Source organism: Sulfuracidifex metallicus DSM 6482 = JCM 9184 (assembly GCA_032834875.1).
Classification (GTDB): Archaea; Thermoproteota; Thermoprotei_A; order Sulfolobales; family Sulfolobaceae; genus Sulfuracidifex; species Sulfuracidifex metallicus.
The window spans coordinates 1804503-1822106 of sequence record CP135238.1 but is presented as its reverse complement, the minus strand read 5'-3'; the positions used below and the strand labels follow the sequence as shown (position 1 = coordinate 1822106).

At 37.7% G+C, this 17604-nt stretch carries 12 protein-coding genes and 1 pseudogene; 6 read left to right on the top strand and 7 right to left on the bottom strand.

The window, feature by feature from the left end:
* The first annotated feature begins 1 nt into the window (after position 1).
* A complete protein-coding gene (locus tag RQ359_RS09910; RefSeq protein WP_054839081.1) occupies positions 2-1486 on the top strand; it encodes a thiamine pyrophosphate-binding protein in 1485 nt (494 codons plus the stop codon).
* A 140-nt stretch (positions 1487-1626) separates the two neighbouring features.
* Here RQ359_RS09910 and RQ359_RS09905 read toward each other — a convergent pair whose 3' ends face one another.
* The 4 genes from RQ359_RS09905 to RQ359_RS09890 form a co-directional block, all read right to left on the bottom strand.
* Positions 1627-2103 (bottom strand): amidohydrolase family protein, encoded by a 477-nt coding sequence (locus RQ359_RS09905; RefSeq protein ID WP_256202145.1) that lies wholly within the window; start codon positions 2101-2103, stop codon positions 1627-1629.
* A 16-nt stretch (positions 2104-2119) separates the two neighbouring features.
* A complete protein-coding gene (locus tag RQ359_RS09900) occupies positions 2120-2428 on the bottom strand; it encodes an amidohydrolase family protein (RefSeq protein WP_054839079.1) in 309 nt (102 codons plus the stop codon).
* 51 nt (positions 2429-2479) lie between these two features.
* Positions 2480-2803: a hypothetical protein gene (locus tag RQ359_RS09895; protein ID WP_156016605.1), complete on the bottom strand. Its 324-nt coding sequence runs from the start codon at positions 2801-2803 to the stop codon at positions 2480-2482.
* Positions 2804-3210: 407 nt separating this feature from the next.
* Entirely contained in the window at positions 3211-3531 is a 321-nt protein-coding gene (locus tag RQ359_RS09890; RefSeq protein WP_054839077.1) for a hypothetical protein, read from the bottom strand.
* A 769-nt stretch (positions 3532-4300) separates the two neighbouring features.
* Between RQ359_RS09890 and RQ359_RS09885 the strand changes: the two are divergent.
* Positions 4301-6107: pseudogene (locus tag RQ359_RS09885) on the top strand (S53 family peptidase).
* A gap of 76 nt (positions 6108-6183) precedes the next feature.
* Here the strand turns inward: RQ359_RS09885 and RQ359_RS09880 are convergent.
* Complete coding sequence (locus RQ359_RS09880) at positions 6184-8118, bottom strand: molybdopterin oxidoreductase family protein (RefSeq protein WP_156016606.1); 1935 nt, start codon at positions 8116-8118, stop codon at positions 6184-6186.
* Between the two features lie 415 nt (positions 8119-8533).
* Here RQ359_RS09880 and RQ359_RS09875 point away from each other — a divergent pair, with 415 nt between their 5' ends.
* Positions 8534-9829: an MFS transporter gene (locus RQ359_RS09875; RefSeq protein ID WP_156016608.1), complete on the top strand. Its 1296-nt coding sequence runs from the start codon at positions 8534-8536 to the stop codon at positions 9827-9829.
* A 199-nt stretch (positions 9830-10028) separates the two neighbouring features.
* Here the strand turns inward: RQ359_RS09875 and RQ359_RS09870 are convergent, their stop codons facing one another.
* Positions 10029-10979, bottom strand: coding sequence for an amidohydrolase family protein (locus RQ359_RS09870; protein ID WP_156016610.1), 951 nt, complete (start codon positions 10977-10979; stop codon positions 10029-10031).
* Positions 10980-11231: 252 nt separating this feature from the next.
* On the opposite strand from RQ359_RS09870, the gene RQ359_RS09865 reads away from it, so the two are divergent.
* The 3 genes from RQ359_RS09865 to RQ359_RS09855 all read left to right on the top strand — a co-directional run bounded on the left by RQ359_RS09865 (position 11232) and on the right by RQ359_RS09855 (position 15005).
* On the top strand, positions 11232-12602 hold the full coding sequence (locus RQ359_RS09865; RefSeq protein WP_156016612.1) for a hypothetical protein: 1371 nt from the start codon (positions 11232-11234) through the stop codon (positions 12600-12602).
* 106 nt (positions 12603-12708) lie between these two features.
* Complete coding sequence (cpsA, locus tag RQ359_RS09860; RefSeq protein ID WP_054839044.1) at positions 12709-13857, top strand: carboxypeptidase CpsA; 1149 nt, start codon at positions 12709-12711, stop codon at positions 13855-13857.
* 527 nt (positions 13858-14384) lie between these two features.
* Positions 14385-15005: an MBL fold metallo-hydrolase gene (locus tag RQ359_RS09855; RefSeq protein WP_054839039.1), complete on the top strand. Its 621-nt coding sequence runs from the start codon at positions 14385-14387 to the stop codon at positions 15003-15005.
* 288 nt (positions 15006-15293) lie between these two features.
* Here RQ359_RS09855 and RQ359_RS09850 read toward each other — a convergent pair whose 3' ends face one another.
* A complete protein-coding gene (locus tag RQ359_RS09850) occupies positions 15294-17462 on the bottom strand; it encodes a hypothetical protein (RefSeq protein ID WP_156016614.1) in 2169 nt (722 codons plus the stop codon).
* Positions 17463-17604 lie beyond the last annotated feature (142 nt).

Genomic DNA, 17604 nt, shown 5'->3' with positions numbered 1-17604 from the left:
TATGCTAGGAAATAAGGTCTACGAGCTCCTCAGCCAGTTCACGGATAGGATATATGGTAATCCTGGCACAACCGAACTATCTTTTTTAAAAGGTAAACCTGAAAGCTTCAAATACTTTCTAGCTCTACACGACGGTATTGCAGTTGGAATGGCAGAGGGATATTACCTAAAAGAAAGTAAATTAGGTATAGTTAACCTTCACGCCTCCCCTGGACTTTCTAACGCAATGGGGTTCATAAACACCGCATTTTTAGATAGATCTCCTCTTCTAATAATAGCAGGACAACAATCGTCAAAATTCCTTAACGACGAGCCACGTCTATACGGTGATCTAACAAGCATGGCCAAACCTTTTACTAAGGGCTCTTTTGAAGCTAAAAGCGAGGACGAGGTAATACGTCTTCTAATGAGAGCATCAAAATTAGCCCTAACTCCACCATATGGTCCTGTTATGGTATCAATACCTGAGGACCTACAGTTAAAGGAGGCTACAAGAGATGAAAGGAGGAAAGTTAAACATGATGTCTCCTTATGTTGTAATGAGGAAAGTGTAAAGGAAGTAGTAGAAAGGGTGAACTCCCACGAAAGAGTAGCTTTAGTAGTAGGTTATGAAATCGACGTATTTAATGCTCATGATGAGCTTAACGACTTTGTTATTAAAGGTGGTTTACCAGTTTATGCTGAACCATTTTCATCTCGTGCTCCATATAGTGGAGATTCGAAATTTTTCATGGGAGATCTTCCCAGACGTAGTAGCGAAATAAATAATGTACTAAAGGAATACTCAATGGTATTAGTGATCGGAGGATCTCTAGGAAATGTTTTGTTCCCAGACGATGAGATCTTAAAGGGAAAGGAAGTCGTTCAAATAACTCAAGACTGGATGGAAGCTAGTAAGAGACCTTGGGATACATTTGTATGTAATCCAAAACAGTTCTTAAAGTTAGCATCCATTCATATTTCTCAGCATAAGTTCGTAGGAAAGAAGGTGGAAAGGAAACCCAGTCCAGTGGATAAAATATTCCAAGAACTCAGTGGAGTATCCCAAAGATATGCAGTATTTGATGAAGCCCCATCATATAGGGAGGCATTAAGAGCGTCTTTAGGGTATAGGAGGAACTCGTTGTTTTCTAATAGAGCTGGATTTATAGGATGGGCCATTCCAGCAGCGTTTGGTTATGCTTCTGCAGGCGGAAGTGCATTAGTAGTAATAGGAGATGGTAGTTTCAACTACAGCTTCCAAGCTCTATGGAGCGCACAGAAATATGGAGGAAGAATGAAGGTTCTTGTAATAAATAATAGCGGTTATAACTCACTAAGGGGTTGGTCAGGCCTTAAAGATGATATTCTATCTCCCGAGACTTCCCCGTGGAAATTAGCATCAAGTTACGGTTTTGAGGCAAAGGAATTCGACGATTATAAAAGAGGTTTAGAGTGGTTATTATCCGATGATGCCCAGAAATTGGTAGAACTAAGAATAAATTAGAGATAATATTACATTTATAGAAAGGGATAACTAGAATACACTAAGATATTTCTTTTCTTATGATCATTAATAAATTATTTTTATTTCAATCACTGTATCTATATAATATTGTCTATATAAATTTAGGAAAAGTTAACTTTTCAGTCTACAGTACCGATTTCAGGTTTTATATTATTTATAACGTAGTTTCTACCATTCAGTACAAGTAGTGGCATATAATGCAACGAGCTTCCATCATGCCTTAATACTACTAGTTGGGCTTTTTCCCCCTCCTTGATTACTGGCGGATTTACATTTATTGTTCTGAAACCGTTCTCAGTGACCACTTTTAGGGGACAGTTCCATTCTGCTGTTCTACATATTTCCATCACCCTTATCATGTTAAATGTTCCTAAAGGATATACTACATCACTTACATTGTCACTACCTAAAGATACGTTTACCCCATGTTTAAGGAGATAGTTAACTCTAGCCATTCCTCTAGGGATATTGATATTAGCATATCTACCTTGGAGATAAAGGTTTGTTTCTGGATTAACTACAATGGATACTTCGGTCTCCCTAAGTTTATTCACTAAGTTGAAGAAGCTTGCCCCCTGATAATGGGTAGATGTTATATGACTCAGGGCAGTTTTAGATCCCCCATTTCCTTTTCTTAGCCTCTTCTATCATGTAGTGAGCAAAATCAGACTCTGGGTCGTCTATTTCGTCCACATGGCCATCAACCAACTTGTCGTATCTCGTTGCAAGATCCATTACAATCTTAATCGGCCTGATCCCTTCTTCATATGTATCCTCGTGATGAGGCAACATTCCTACTACCTCAGCCCCATGCTTGAGAGCCAATTCTAGCTTCTCCTCGTTATCCTCAAAGAAAAGGGAAGGAGTAGGAAAAGCCACTACTTGCATCTCAACTAAAGGATTACTCCTTATTCTTAGCATTTTAAACGCTATATCATTTATCAGGGGCTCATGAGTCCTAACAAACAGTATTCAACTGAGGAAAAGATCCCTTTCAATTCTCTCCATCCTGCTCCTTAAGTCCTCCTCCGTTATTTTGGGTAAAACGTCCTCTCTCAGGATTTGAACTGCATCTAGCAGAGTTCCCGTCTCGTTCTTCCTTCCATATCCCAGAGTCATTGCATATCCAAGATGGGAATGCGAGTTGATAAAAGGCGGAATTAGAAGTCTACCCCTTGCATCAATAATTGATCCGTCTTTTCTCCTGCAATCTATACATTCAACTATACCTTCAGAGTTCACGTAAACGGAATGTTGCTTTCTGTCGCTTACGAAAGTCACATTCTCAATTAGCATGTATTTTAACACATATGACTGGGTATAAAAATCGACTTGAAAATACCAATAACGTTAATCTATTAGTATGAACATACAGTCTAGCCAACTTCCTTCATTAAAGTACGTCAGTAAATGATAATGTTATGGAGAGAAGACAAAATTAAACTTTAGACTATATAATGAATCCAAAGGCTGTTAAGTTGAGATGTAGTTCAATTATGAAACTTAAATCATCATCTTCCCTTCTTCGATTATGTTTAATAAATAACACGCTCTGTTATAAAGTTTTAATTATTTTCGGTAACCATAATCCAGAAAAATAGATTTCTTTTACGGTAGTTACCGCCATCATTTTCTCATGACTAAACCTTAAGAACTAGAGAAATAAGTAATATGGTAGAAAATGGAACTCGACGAAATAGACCTTAAAATATTATTGCATAGACATGTGTATCAGCTAAAAGTGGAGCTTGTTCCATGGCCATTGTAGTTTCTATTCCGATTCTTGGAGTACTCAATAGCTGCGACAAATTCTCATGATTATAAGAAACGTAACTTACGAAATCATGAGATATCAGGAACGATGCTAGATAAGTGTAGTTTCCGCTTACCGTAGAACCAGAGGGACTTTCTCCTATACTACTTTCTTTTCCACCGTGAATTAGCATAGAATATAGTATAAAAAGCGATATTATAACTATTATAAAAAGGAAAATTGAGCCCAGCACTCTTTTATTTATTCTCATGAATAATGTCAATAGGTCTTAATATAAAAGCAAATTCACTGAACTTTTTATTAATGTTCAACCTGAACTAGTGATTTATAACGCTGAAATTTAACGGTTTATGTGATTCTTGGACTAGGGCTATGTCATAGATAAAAGGTATCGAGACTTAGTTTTAACTATTTAGCATATAATTATGTTTTTTTTTAAAAGAGAAAAAATAAGCCGAATCTTATCCTTTAAAATCAAGGTGGGAAAAAGGAAAATAACCTTGAATTTAACAAATAATAGACGAATCATGTATAGATATGTAAGGATATTATGGAGGATAGATTAATAAACTTATTAAATTGAATTGAGAAGGTACAAATATTTACATGTTTGATAAATTATTTAGATTATATATTTAAAATAAAAACTAGATTTAGCTAATTATAAATAATATTATATTTTATATTAATCTTAATATAAAATTCTAAATAACAGTATTTTAGTTTATTCTTTTAAATAAATTATATATTTTCTCGATAATTTTTCTATAAATTTCCTTCGTTATAAATAGTTTAATCTTAACGATATTTTTTATGACTATATTTTAATCTTTTATATTAATTAAAAGTGGTATGCTAATCTCTTTTTACGTCTAGCACGTTGAGTTAGTTAGGAAAAAGTTATAATATGAAAAACTAACATCTATCTATCTCTTATCATGAAAAAACGTCCTTTTTATTTTATTATAGAAAATAATTCATAGGAATGCTTATAAAAGGTTAATGATATTAAAAAGTTAATGAAGAAACTAGTAGCTTTCTTCGTGTTTGCCATTTTCCTTTTTTCTTCGTTTCAAGTGATGGGAATCGCATCCAGTCAATCAACAAGCTATTACTATATTACTACCAGCTCACCTAAGTACTCAATCGTCCCTGGTTCACAGTTTGTAGAGCCACTTCCTTCAAACTACAGCATTCCTTTTGCAATTCTTCTAAATTTTACTCAATATTCCTCGTTAATATCTATTACAAATCAGATAATTCAGCATAAAGCTAATTACTTATCTCCTGGAGAATTTAGATCGGAATATTATCCATCTCAATCATATAAGGAAGCTCTAGTTAAGTATCTGCAATCATACGGAATAGTTGAAACCGGCGATTACGGTCTAATACTCACCTTTAACGGTACAGTGGGTGAAATCGAACATGCTTTCAATACTTACATAAATGTTTACTATTATCCGTATCAAAATCTCTATTGGTATGGTTTGGTGGGATTCACTAACATAGGGCCTTTCTATTATTACACAAATAATGTTACACCATCACTTCCTTACAACGTAGGAAAATACGTGCTAGGAATAGTTGGGATAGATAATCTAGATCCCCACGTTTATCCTGCAATCGAGACCTCATGGGAAGCCTCTATGACACATCAAGCTCAAAGCCCTGGTATAATCTCCAACGTCATAGTAACGCCTTCAGTAGTTGCAAGTTACTTTAACTTCACTAAGCTATATGAAAGAGGCTTCTTAGGTAAGGGTGTAAGCATAGCAATAGAGGGACAGCCTGAAGGCTATATAAATGAAAGCGATATTTACGCTTTCTGGAATGAGTACGCCATCGTTCCGCATACCGGAAAGTTAAATGTGATCTCATTAGGCAATGTGGCTATATCTCAGTCAGGCGAGAACGAACTTGACGCAGAATGGTCCGGGACTTTCGCTCCTGCCTCCAACATTTACGTAGTCTTCAGCAATGGCTACGTAGGAGGGGCCTTCATTAGTTGGTAACTTGTTGAATTATTACTATGAATACTATTACATGGTAAATTACATAGATCCTCAAGTTATATCAATATCAGTAACTGTTCCAGAATCCTTCTTGAGCTCTTATTATCCAGCCATGTTATATATGATCCATAACATGATGATACAAGCTGTAGATGAGGGAACTGCTGTCCTTGCAGCTTCAGGCGATTGGGGCTTTGAGAGCGATAATCCTCCACCAAACTTCCATATAGGAACTTATAACACAATATGGTACCCTGAAAGTGATCCTTACGTGACTGCTGTTGGCGGGATATTTCTAAATGTAACTGCAAACGACACAGTTTATAGCGCAACGGGATGGGACTATAGCACTGGAGGAATCAGCACTGTGTTTCCAGCTCAGCCTTACGAGTTAACCTCCCTGATTCCATTCACTCCGCCAGTTCAGAGAACTTATCCAGATATAGCGTTCGTTTCTGCTGCGGGATACAACATAACTGAATACGGATTCGGGTTGCCTTTAATCTTTCAAGGTCAGCTGTTCCTATGGTATGGTACAAGCGGAGCTGCACCAATGACTGCAGCCATGGTAGCATTGACGGGTGAGAGATTAGGAGCATTGAACTATGCCTTATATCATATATCTTATTCTGGAATAATTCTAACTCCTCACGGAATAGTACAAGGAATGCCTGCATGGATACCAATTACCAAGGGAGCTAATCCATTACCTGCACATTACGGGTGGAACTTTGTAACTGGACCAGGAACTTACAACGCTTACTCTATGGTCTACGATCTAAGGCTATACAATGAAATAGCAAGCCTATAAGTTAACTATTTATTTTAATATACTTTTTTTAATTGAATGTAATTCTCTTATATTTAAAAATTTTTTACAAGAACATCTAAATAGCATGAAGAGTCACATATAGCTGTTTGAACGCAGGCTCTTTACTTACTGGGTCTGCTTTCCAGTCCATAAGTGCGTTGGCTAATCCCCAATGAAAAGGCATGTAAAGTACCCTTCTCTGTAACTTGTTTGATACCTTAACCCTAGCAACTAGACAGTTCTCACGACTTCTAATTTTTATCATTTCACCATCATCTATTCCAAGCTCCTTAGCGTCCTCCATTGAGATCAACAATGCATCTCGAGACAAGTTAGTTAACATATTCAGCTTCCAACTCTTACCCGTCTTACTTGTTGTATTCCATTGTGTTGATAATCTTACAGTAATAAGATTGAAAGAATTATGATCAAGGTATTCGACAGGGTTCAACTGAAATCCCTTAGTTTTGACTGCAGTGGGAACGAACTCTCGTCTATATCCATGTTTGAGGGTTTGATAGTCTGTATCGTTTAAATCTATAGGAGTTCCCCTGAAGGCTGACTTCATTTCTTGAAAAATATCATACGTGGATGAGAACTTCATGTTTTCAGCTCCTAAAGACATTCCTACCTTGGACAAAATTTCCCAGTCAGGTTTAGTCTCATTTGGTGGATCGTAAACTTTGGATAAATAGGAAACTGTCTTATCTCCAGAAGTACATATGCCGTCCCTCTCTCCCCATCCTGAGGCAGGTAAAATGACATCAGCTTCTCTGGCCGTTTCAGTCATATATACGTCCTGAACAATTACCGTATCTACGTAGGAAAGAGCTTCTTTAAAACGACGAGACTCAGGAACGGAAACAACGGGATTACTTCCTATGATCCATAGTACTCTTATCTTATGTTCTTCAACTAGCTTATGAAGCTCAGTAACGGTCCAATATTGTCTCGAAATGGTTAGCCTAGGTACGTTCCAGAAATCCTCCATGAAATTAACGTCGTCTTCCTTGTCTACGTATCTGAAGCCTGGCAACATTCCAGCCAACGCTCCTGCTTCTCTCGCTCCCATGGAGTTATGTTGCCCGGTTAAGGGAAGCACCCCTCTGCCCTCGCCGTGAAGATTATTGGAAATTGCCGCTAAAGTAATAATTGCTATTCCAGTATCAGTTCCGTTTACAGTTTGATTTACTCCCATCCCCCACATGAAAAGTACTTTACCTGAAAGCATATTTGCCATTTTCTTTATCATAAATTCTTCAATTCCAGTAACCATGGACGCTTTGGATGGATACCATTTCTTGGCGAAACCAACGAAGTCCTCTCTTCCTTCTAGGTTTGATAGATCAGCCTTACCAAGCTCTAAAAGCTGATTAGCAATACTAGCTAGCAACACTATATCAGTTCCAGGCCTTATCATGGCAAAAATGTCAGCTGCTTCAGCACTTTCAGTCTTCACTGGATCAATAACTATTAGCTTGGCATTTCCTCTGTTCTTTCTTTTCAATATTCTATTCCATATTACTGGAAAGTTAGATGCAGGATTTACTCCTATCAAGAAGATAACGTCAGCACTGTCTATGTCATCATAGTTGGCCGTTGGTAAAGGAACCCCAAGGGAAAACTTTAAGGCTGAGGCTGCGCTTGCCATACAAAGCCTAACATTTGAATCGAATACTCCTGTACCTATTATACCCTTTCCCAGTTTAACTGCAACATATTGATCCTCAGTAGGAATCTGAGCTCCTATGTAAAATCCTACAGAATTCTTGCCGTATTTCCTTATAGAGGACTTTATCTTATCGCTAACATAAGATATTGCACGTTCCCAATCAACATCTCCGGTGGGAATAGTAGGAGAAGCTAGCCTTTCTATGTCCTTAACTTCGGACAATATTGATGCTTTAATACACATGCTTCCCCTGTTAGTTATATGGTCAGCCGGAAGTACCTTATTTCCGTTAATCTCAATTCCGCATCCCACACCGCAGAAAGGACAAATACTTTTCATTATTTTGTTTATACTTATCAATGATCTTTAAGAGTTATCCTTTTTTATATTTTAACTTTTTATTTATAATGATGAAATTCCTTTAAATGGAGGTTAGAATTGAGATTGAAATATAAAGTTTTCATCAGTTTCGTCTTCTTAATGTAAGACTCCTATATAAAATAATTAAACGTGGCTAGAGTAGGTTATATTTGACTTAAGTATTTTAAATAGTATTATTATTATTAAAAAATAACTCCTCATGTAGTTTCAGTGCTTACTTTGATAGATCTATAGATATTTTTTATAGTAAAACCGATTACGCGTTGAAAACGTTGATTGATAGCTAAAAACTATAATTATAGAAAAAAATTATTTAGATAAATGGTGTACAATATTTAAAACATGTCAAGAGTAGATCGTCATCTGTGAAATATTGGCTGGACTAAAGTATAATGGAACTCTACCTATTTTTGCAAGTACATTATCCTTTTTTACAACATTCATGGCATGGACAGCTTATGGTCCTTTAGGACCAGTATTCAAGAAAGACTTTGGTTTATCCCTAATACTTTTAGGAGTTATATTGGGTGCCCCTAAGGTCCTTGCTCTTCCAACTAGATATATTGCAGGCATACTATCTGATTGGATTGGCGCAAGATCTACTATGATAGTTTTCTTGACAATATCCATAGCAGCATTGTTTATGACTTCGTTCTCAACTTCCTTTGTGCAATTTCTTGTTGCAGCTTCTCTTCTTGGCGTAGCTGGGGGAATATTCCCTATTGGTATAGCATATGTGGATAGAATGTACGAGAAAAACATTGGGTCATTGCTGGGAATTTATGGTGGGATAGGAAACGCTGGTAGTGCCGTATCTGGAATTGTTGTTCCATTACTTTATGATAAGTTTGGATTCTTCGGAGTATTCTCTGGACTTTCAAGCATTCTAGCCGTTCCCCTCGTAGCTATGTTAATAGCTCCTTCCGATGTAAATAAACTCAAGGAAAGAACTAACTTTAGGGAATTTAAAGAATCCTTAGGTATACTCATTTACACTGGGCTCGCAATATCTTTCTTGATAGGTACAGTAACCGAGAACGGTTCTCTATCTAGGGAGGCACCTCTAGAAATAGGATTAACTCTAGCCATACTCGCTATAACATTCATACTGTACGGTAAAAACACCGGCTCTTTATCATACATTTATTATCTTACGTTCGGGGGATTTTTAGCTGTTGGACTTTGGATACCTACTGTCTTCGTTTCACTCTTTAAGACTTCTTTGCTTGAAGGTGGAGTTATACTTTTCTTCTCCGTTATATCTGCAGCTATCTTTAGACCGTTAGGAGGAGCTCTAGGAGACAGAATAAAAGGTAAAAAATCGTCCTTGATAGGGCTAATCATGATTTTAACAAGTTCAGGACTAGCCTTCATAGGATTAACCGAAAAGTCACTTTTACTGTCAATTATCTCCTTCATATTTTTAGGTTCGGCTTTAAGCTTTACAAACGGTGCAGTATTCAAGATGGTCTCGGAGGTGTATCCTTCAAAGAAAATGGGATTAGCAGCAGGCATAATAGGAGGAATCGGAGGATTCGGAGGATTCTCAATTTCTGCAGGAATAGGATTAGTAGGTTCCCTCAATCTTACTCTTGTACCTCTAATCTTCGTTCCACTAACATTAGCAGCAATATTAATTTTATCGAAGATTGAGAGAGGAAATTCATAAAATATAAAAACAAGAATTTTATTTAAGCTATTATATAACAGTTTTAACTTTAATCTTTTTCTAGTTAATCATTATTCAATATCAATTAGAGTCTACTACTTCATAATTATGAATTATAAAAGTTCTGCTTTACATTAATTTCCAATTGATTATAATATTATATATAAATTTAAGAGATTACTACATTTAATACGATAAATTACAAGTGAATCTTAATAATCTCTAAAGCATTTTTAAACATAATATAATCCCGAATTTCATGATCTATTTTATTAACGTTATTCATCATCAGGGAAGGATTTGATACGGTAAATGGATGATCAGTTCCAAAAAGTACTCTCTCCTTACCTACAGATCCAACTAGAAAGGAAAGCTCCTCTTCTCTGTAAAGCACTGAATCAAAGTAAACTCCTTTCTTTATAATATTCCATGGCTTATCCTCTGTATAATTAAAAACCTCCTTAAGTAAGTTTACTCTTCCAAGCTGATATGGGATGAAACCACCACCATGGGGTGCAATGATCTTAATGCCATCTCTCCAATTTTTAATCATTTTTAAAATAACATAAGTAGTCTCAAAAGGAAATGATGCTATAACTGAAAGTACACCTTCGTTTTCTCCTGTCTTAAGTGTACCAGGATGCAAAAGAATCGGTTTACCCAACCTTGATATAAGGTCCAAGAGTTCCTTATACTTATCGTCTGCTATAGTTGAGCCATTTATTCCAGTTCCAATGACGAAGCCTTGGAGGTTGAGCTCTTTAATGGCCCTTTCAGCCTCCTCCATCGAAGCCTCAATGTCATTTAGTGGCAAGGTGGCGAATCCTCCAAAATAAGATGGATATGATCTCATAATGGAAGATATCTCTTCATTACATTTCTTTGCAATCTCAATTTCCTCCTTCTTATCCCTGATGAAGTAAGTCCAAGGATTTGGAACTGATAGAATAGAATATACACGGTTATCCATTCTTTTGATTTCCTTTAATTTGGCTTCAATGTTAACTATTCCAATTCCAGCAGCTGATTTCCTTCCTTCCCATGTTAAAATTGCCGTATTTCCTTGTAAGTTTAAAGTTCCAATTTCCTGAAGTTTTTGGACAAATGCCTTAGGATAAAAATGCGAATGAACGTCTACTATAATGTCCATGTATGTAGTAATGATAGGGTTTTTTATTTCTGCAAGATTCTAGGCTGAATTCTATACAAAACATTGATAATCTTTTTCAGGTTAATTACACTTAATGTTAAAGATTTTATGATCATTTACGTAAATTCTTTTTATAATTTGACCAGCATTTTAACGCTTTAACATCACGGGCTTAATCTGTCATTATATTTAAAAAATTTTTATTACAAAGAAGGTAATTCTTAAATAATTTTTTAAAATTTAAATCTATCTATGAGGTTCGCGGATAAGTATAAATCATATTATCCAATAAGGTATAAAGGAATATACACAAGCAGAGGGGACAATGATTTAGTTTCAGTTAGAATAAGACAAGCTGAAGGAAACGATCCCAGCAAATGGACACATGATCAATTAAAAGGTCTATGTGAAATATCGGAGGAATACGGGAACAGTAAGGTTCATTTTACAACCAGAGGAGATGTTGAGCTATACGGTATTCATGAAGGAAAGTTAAATGACGTTTTGAAGAAATTAGAAAGTTTAGGTTTGGATCCTAGGGACTCCTGTGGAGCCTCAGTAAGAAACGTCATGCCTTGTCCGTCTTATTTATGCCCATTAGCTATGGTCGACGCTGTATCTATCTCCAGGAGGATTTCAAGGAGATTCCGTCACAATCCAGATTATGAATATCCCTCATTACCTAAAAGAGTTAAGATAACTGTTTCAGCTTGTAGAAAAGGCTGTGCAACTCCTGGTATAATGGACGTTGGGATAGTCGCCAGAGATGATGGTAAATTCGACGTATACGTTGGAGGCGGAGTCGGAGATCATGCTTTTCAGTCCGTTATGCTATTTCAGGGAGTGGAAGAGGATAGACTTGAGGGAATAGCCATATCCGTGGCTGAGCTCCTAAAAAGAGAAAAGGAGAAAAGAGGATTCAAATGGGTCCTTAATAAATACGGTATTGAGAAGACTAAACTTCTACTTGAGGAGATAATAAGCAACGTTTCTCCTATGTCTCCAACCAGAGGAGAGGACAGAATAAATGCTAAAATGATAGCTAGATTTCCAACCAGGGGAGGCTGGCTCAACTCCAGTGAGGTGATGGAAATAGCTAAGATAGCTGAGGATAACTATGGGTTCGTCGTACTTTTCAATAAACAAGTTGTTGAAGTTCCACTAAAAAAGGAGTTGAGGACTACGTTAAACTATCAATTGATTGATCCATTCGATTATGGTGACCTTAAGGGAGATGTGGAGTCTTGCATTGGGAACGATTTCTGTCCTCCTGCAATAGTGTCAACAAATAACGTGGCAGAAGGAATACAGAAGATCTTGAGAGAAACTAAATCAGGACTTAACGTAAAGGTAAGCGGATGTTCTCATTCATGTGGAAGACATCAGATAGGAGAAGTAGGTCTAGGAGCTTCAATGAGGGAAGGACGACCTAAGTTTAAGATCTATATTGGAGGGGACAATTACAAGTTAGGAAAGCTAGTTGGAGAAGTTGACGCTGATAGATATGACGAAGTGATAAGGGTATTAAGTTCCATAGATGAGGACAAGATTAGAAAAAGTAAAGTCGACGAAATAGAGTCCTTGCTATCAAAAGTTCCATCCTTTGTCAAGAGTGAAGATTAGAATATGAATGTTAAGAACTGTTAGTTGAAAAAGATTTTTACATCATTTCTTGTTTTCCGCCTCATATGAGGATCATCTTTTTAAGTTCCCCGATTTTACTTTCTCAATGTCTTTAGAAGAGGTTAAGGAAAAAGTCGTAGAAATAAGAAGAGAAATACACAAGCATCCTGAACTCTCCTACAAGGAGTTTAAAACATCAAAATTGATAGCTGACGTTCTTACCTCGCTGGGAATAGAGGTGGAAACAGGAGTAGGTTTACCTACGGCAGTTGTGGGAAGGCTAAAGGGTAAGAAGGTAGGTAAAACTGTTGCGCTTAGAGCTGATATGGACGCCTTACCAGTGAAGGAGGAAACTAGCTTGCCGTTCAAATCCGAAGTTGAAGGAGTAATGCACGCATGCGGTCATGATACGCATGTGGCTATGTTACTGGGTGCGGCGATGATTCTATCAAGGGAAGATATCCAAGGTGAGGTAAGGTTTCTCTTTCAGCCAGCTGAGGAGGACGGAGGAATGGGAGGAGCAAAGCCAATGATAGAGGCTGGTGCCATAGACGGGGTGGACTATGTTTTTGGCATACATATCTCAGGGTCATATCCGGCAGGGGTTTTCGCGACCAGGAAGGGTCCGTTCATGGCACTCCCAGACTCATTCAAGATAGAAATTCATGGTAGAGGAGGACATGGATCTGCACCACAGGAGACTGTGGATCCGATCTTCGTAGCAGTTCAAATAGTCAATCAACTGTACGGAGTATATAGAAGGGTTGACCCGGTTCAGCCTTTTGTCATATCTGTCACTAGCATTCACTCTGGAACTGCAGATAACGTAATCCCTGACAATGCAGTAATGGAGGGAACTATTAGGACCTTAGATGAGACAACCAGGAGAAGAGCATTGGACTACCTGAGAAAGGTAGTGGATCATGTTTGCGAAGCTCATGGAGCAACTTGTGAAGTTCACATGATGGAGGATCCTTACCCAGTCACAATTAATGATCCAGGAACTACAGAAGAGGTCATGAAAATATTGTCAAAGATCTCTACCGTGATTGAGACCCCTCCAATCATGGGAGCTGAGGACTTTTCCCGTTTCCTTGAGAGAAGCAAGGGAACGTATTTCTTCCTCGGTACCAGAAATGAAAAGAAAGGATGCGTATATCCTAACCATAGCTCTAAGTTCTGCGTGGATGAGGATGTTCTAATGCTGGGAGTAAGAGCACACGCGGAATTAGCTAAACACTTCACAAGGACATAGAAGGGGTAGAAGGGAGACTAAAAACATGTATCTAAGTAGAAGAGTCAAAGTTTCTTAAAAGACGTTTATCTCTTTATTTTTTAATAAATAAAATTTTTCTATTTCGTTTTCTCTTCTTCCTTTTTCCTTCTTCATGACTTTTTCCTTTTATCTCTATTCTCCTTTACTATCTTCTCTTTTTTCCATTTATTTTACCTCAATTTCTTTGAAACGGAAAAATGAATAAGTCTTGTTATATCCCGATGATCTAAGAAATTCCATTAGAAGGAAGTTAGACTGATAGAATAGCTTAAACGTTAGAAAGATTCAATAACATTTACTAAATATTGTTTTATGAACAGTTAAATTACTAAGAAACACTATTAACGTTAAGGAGATCATAAAGATAGCCATTTGAATAGTCTTCAAACATTTCATATAGCGTTAAGCCTTATACTTGATGTTGTCAACCTTAATGAGTCAGCTTCTTTACTTTCGGGTTTTATAACCACTCATTTAAAATCTTAGATTTAAATGCATTTATACTTATGGAAGTCCAAGAAATTAACCTTAGGTTCGTGAAATCCTTCATTATAGATTACGGGAGAGGGCAAATCCTTGTGGATGCAGGTACACCAGGGAGTGGGGAGAAGATCTTGAGAGGCCTTAATCCTGAAAAGATTCAATATGTGGTCTTTACTCACTCCCATCCTGACCATATAGGAGGTGCTCACGAGGTGAGAGAAGTATTAAAGGGAAAGTTTGCAATAGACCCACAAGGAGTCGCTTACCTCTCTCAGGGAAGAGTGAGGGAACCAGTGCTACACTCGCCTCTTCTCAAGGTTATATTCACATTTGGTAAACCGTTCTTCTTCAAGAAGTTCCAAGGGGTAGAGCCTGATATGACCCTAAAGGAGGGGGAACTCGTAGAAGGGGTGGAAGTTCTAAGGACTCCGGGACATACCAACGACTCAGTATCCATTTACTTGCCTGCCATTAATGCGGTGATAGTTGGAGATACCCTACAAGGAACCAAGAAGGGGTTGAAGTACCCTTCAATATACGAAGATTTTCAGCAGTTGGAGAAGAGTGTTGAGAAGATAAAGTCACTTAGACCTTCTCACGTTTACGTATCTCACGGGAAGTCAGGAAAGGACTTTCTGGTGTAGTCTCATGAAAATGTATTCTACTTTACATATTTTATCTCTCAATATTTAAAACATCAGAAAGAATTTGTTCTTCAACATATGCGTTTCTAAGAGTTTTTCAGGTATACTACTTAAATTTTGTGGTCTAGGTAAGAGCTATCATTATTTTTATAAATTAATTAATATAAATGATATAAATACGATGTAGGTAAGAATATTTTAATCTTCGCTAAGATCTATTTTTCCCTCATCTATTAACACCAGAGACCCCGTCCGTAAGGGCGGGGTAGTTTACTCTCTAATGAGTTGCTAAGTTGAACCGATCTCTTTACCTTTCGTTATTGACATTATTCTTCTCCATGGCATTAAGACAGACACATAGGAAACTAAGGTCACTACTAGCCCGACATATAAGTACTTCTCACCTGGGAAAGTCCCTATTAAGGTGATCTGTCCCTTCATCAAGTAGGTTTTCATCGGGGAGAGCTGTTTACCGTGTAAGTAGAAAACTAGCCCTGAAATGTTGCTCACCTTAAGTAGAAAAGGATAACTGGAGTTTACGTCTATCACAACTCCTGCAAAATTAGGTTTCACTAAACATTGAGGTTTCCCCACAAAATGTCCCAGTCTAACCAGGGAACCATTGTATATTTCAACTGACACATTGATAACTTCTCCTTCTCCTTCATGTACAAGTTCCAGGAAGGATAAGCTGGAAGTTAAGTTGAACTTCTCTCCTTTCAGCGAGAAAAAAGTGCCGTTCTGGTATTGGGCTTCTAGGTTCACGCTCTCGTTAGTCTTCACGCTTACCCATTTCTCTGAAGAGTAGAATGGATAACTTATCATCAGTGATGAGTCGTTTCCAACTTGCCATAACACATAGTCTGCAAATTCGTGTACAGTTGAATCTTCAGGGAGCAGAAACACGGGCGAACTGTAGTTTATCTCTAGCACCTTAAAGTAAGGGCTCTTTCCTATCACCTTAGTGATATTGACTTGCCCAGCACTCTCATTAACCACGTAGTTCGCGTAAGTCTTGTTAGTCAGTGGTAAAGGGGATAATAAACTGTAGTTCCCCACCCAATATACGTATCCATTCTCTAGGTCTGGTATGTGAATTGATGGTGCGTTGTACACGGAGTATGCATATCCAGCCTGCGAAGCTAGTAGAAGGAGTAGCGTTGCGCCGACTATCAACGCTCTGAAGTTTTCTACAGTGGTAGCTAGGTAAAGAGCACTGATAATTAAGAGAGGGTAGAACCCAGAGGAAAAAGGTAAATGCAGTGCCATTACAATTGAGGAAACAAGCAGAATAAATGAAGGCAGTCTCTTTCCACCTAGATAAATTGAAAGCGCAGCTATCCCAGCAAAAAGGAAGAGGTAATTCCACTGGGACGTTGGCTCGCTTGGAAAGCCTAGAAGTGCATAAGGTAATATCCAGAACGCTGAAATTCCAAGGAAGGCAAGAAAGTTTATCCACCTAAGTCCCCTATTCATGGAAGATAGAAGGTATGCCACTAAAGGAAACATCAATATAGTGGAGGACAGCGCCACTATGGGTAGTGATACACTAAGGAATCTCCTATCTGATTTCACCTTCCCAAGGAACAGTAATGCAGGAGATACTACGTAAGGTATCATTATATAAGGTGAATTAAAGGGAAAGAGAAGGGAATACACTAGAGAGATGGGCAATGGATACTTGATCCCCATGGATTTGAAGGCATGGTATGAGAGGACTCCCGAGAGGTAAACCATTGCTAATATAAACAAGTAGTAAGGCTTGTCTAGGAAGAAACACAAAAGGAAATCGTTAACCCTAGGGTAGTAGAATGATCCAGGTATCCAAAGCGAGAAAGGGCTATACTTGAAGAGAAAAGACGAGGAGTCAGCCCAGTAAACCCCGTCAGGAATACCGTAAGTTGCGAAAAATAGGGCCGGAATTAAAGGGACCAGATATGGCGATCTCTTAGGCATATTAACGTTCTCAGAGGCAACTCCTACTACGCCCGTTAAAAGATCAAAATATGACACATCCATCACGGGAAGGTTTACCAGGGCCTCTGTGACTAGAAGTGCAATCCCGGAGACTATAAAACCCTTAACCTCTAGCTTGAAGTACCTCATGGTAACTAAGAGAGCTATGAGGGTAAGGAGTTGAAAAACTGGTTCGATGTCAGTGGCAATCAAGGATATCCCTAAGGTTAGCCAGACGGAATAGGAAACTTCTAGGACCAGGGAAATTGAGGCAGCTATTGAAACTATCAGAAACTGTATTAGAGATATCAAGTGGAATTCTAAGAAACCGAGGGAAGAGAGAATCATGACCGCAGAGACCCATTTCTTTCCCAGAATTCCTGTCAGTGACATCAGAACCAATATTACAGGAAATTCTTCGCTGACCTTGTAAGACGCTATAAGAGAAATTATAACTACGATCAAGACTGTTATGTCGGATTTATCCTTACTCAACTCCATTGGAGTACTTAGTACGGTTTATTAATAAGTTTCACTAAGTTTCGACAAGATCAATGTCATATTATGAAGATAAGGAAAGCTTCTGTCATAGATGGAATCCCAATACCTTAGTTTATAAAGACATTATAATAAAAGAACTTAG

What these genes read in the sequence shown, in the direction of transcription:
- RQ359_RS09910 (WP_054839081.1), top strand. Translation starts at nt 2, where the DNA reads ATGCTAGGAAATAAGGTCTACGAGCTCCTCAGCCAGTTCACGGATAGG.
- cpsA (WP_054839044.1), top strand. Translation starts at nt 12,709, where the DNA reads ATGTCTTTAGAAGAGGTTAAGGAAAAAGTCGTAGAAATAAGAAGAGAA.
- RQ359_RS09855 (WP_054839039.1), top strand. Translation starts at nt 14,385, where the DNA reads ATGGAAGTCCAAGAAATTAACCTTAGGTTCGTGAAATCCTTCATTATA.
- RQ359_RS09900 (WP_054839079.1), bottom strand. Translation starts at nt 2,428, where the DNA reads ATGCTAAGAATAAGGAGTAATCCTTTAGTTGAGATGCAAGTAGTGGCT.
- RQ359_RS09870 (WP_156016610.1), bottom strand. Translation starts at nt 10,979, where the DNA reads ATGGACATTATAGTAGACGTTCATTCGCATTTTTATCCTAAGGCATTT.
- RQ359_RS09890 (WP_054839077.1), bottom strand. Translation starts at nt 3,531, where the DNA reads ATGAGAATAAATAAAAGAGTGCTGGGCTCAATTTTCCTTTTTATAATA.
- RQ359_RS09850 (WP_156016614.1), bottom strand. Translation starts at nt 17,462, where the DNA reads ATGGAGTTGAGTAAGGATAAATCCGACATAACAGTCTTGATCGTAGTT.
- RQ359_RS09865 (WP_156016612.1), top strand. Translation starts at nt 11,232, where the DNA reads ATGAGGTTCGCGGATAAGTATAAATCATATTATCCAATAAGGTATAAA.
- RQ359_RS09880 (WP_156016606.1), bottom strand. Translation starts at nt 8,118, where the DNA reads ATGAAAAGTATTTGTCCTTTCTGCGGTGTGGGATGCGGAATTGAGATT.
- RQ359_RS09895 (WP_156016605.1), bottom strand. Translation starts at nt 2,803, where the DNA reads ATGCTAATTGAGAATGTGACTTTCGTAAGCGACAGAAAGCAACATTCC.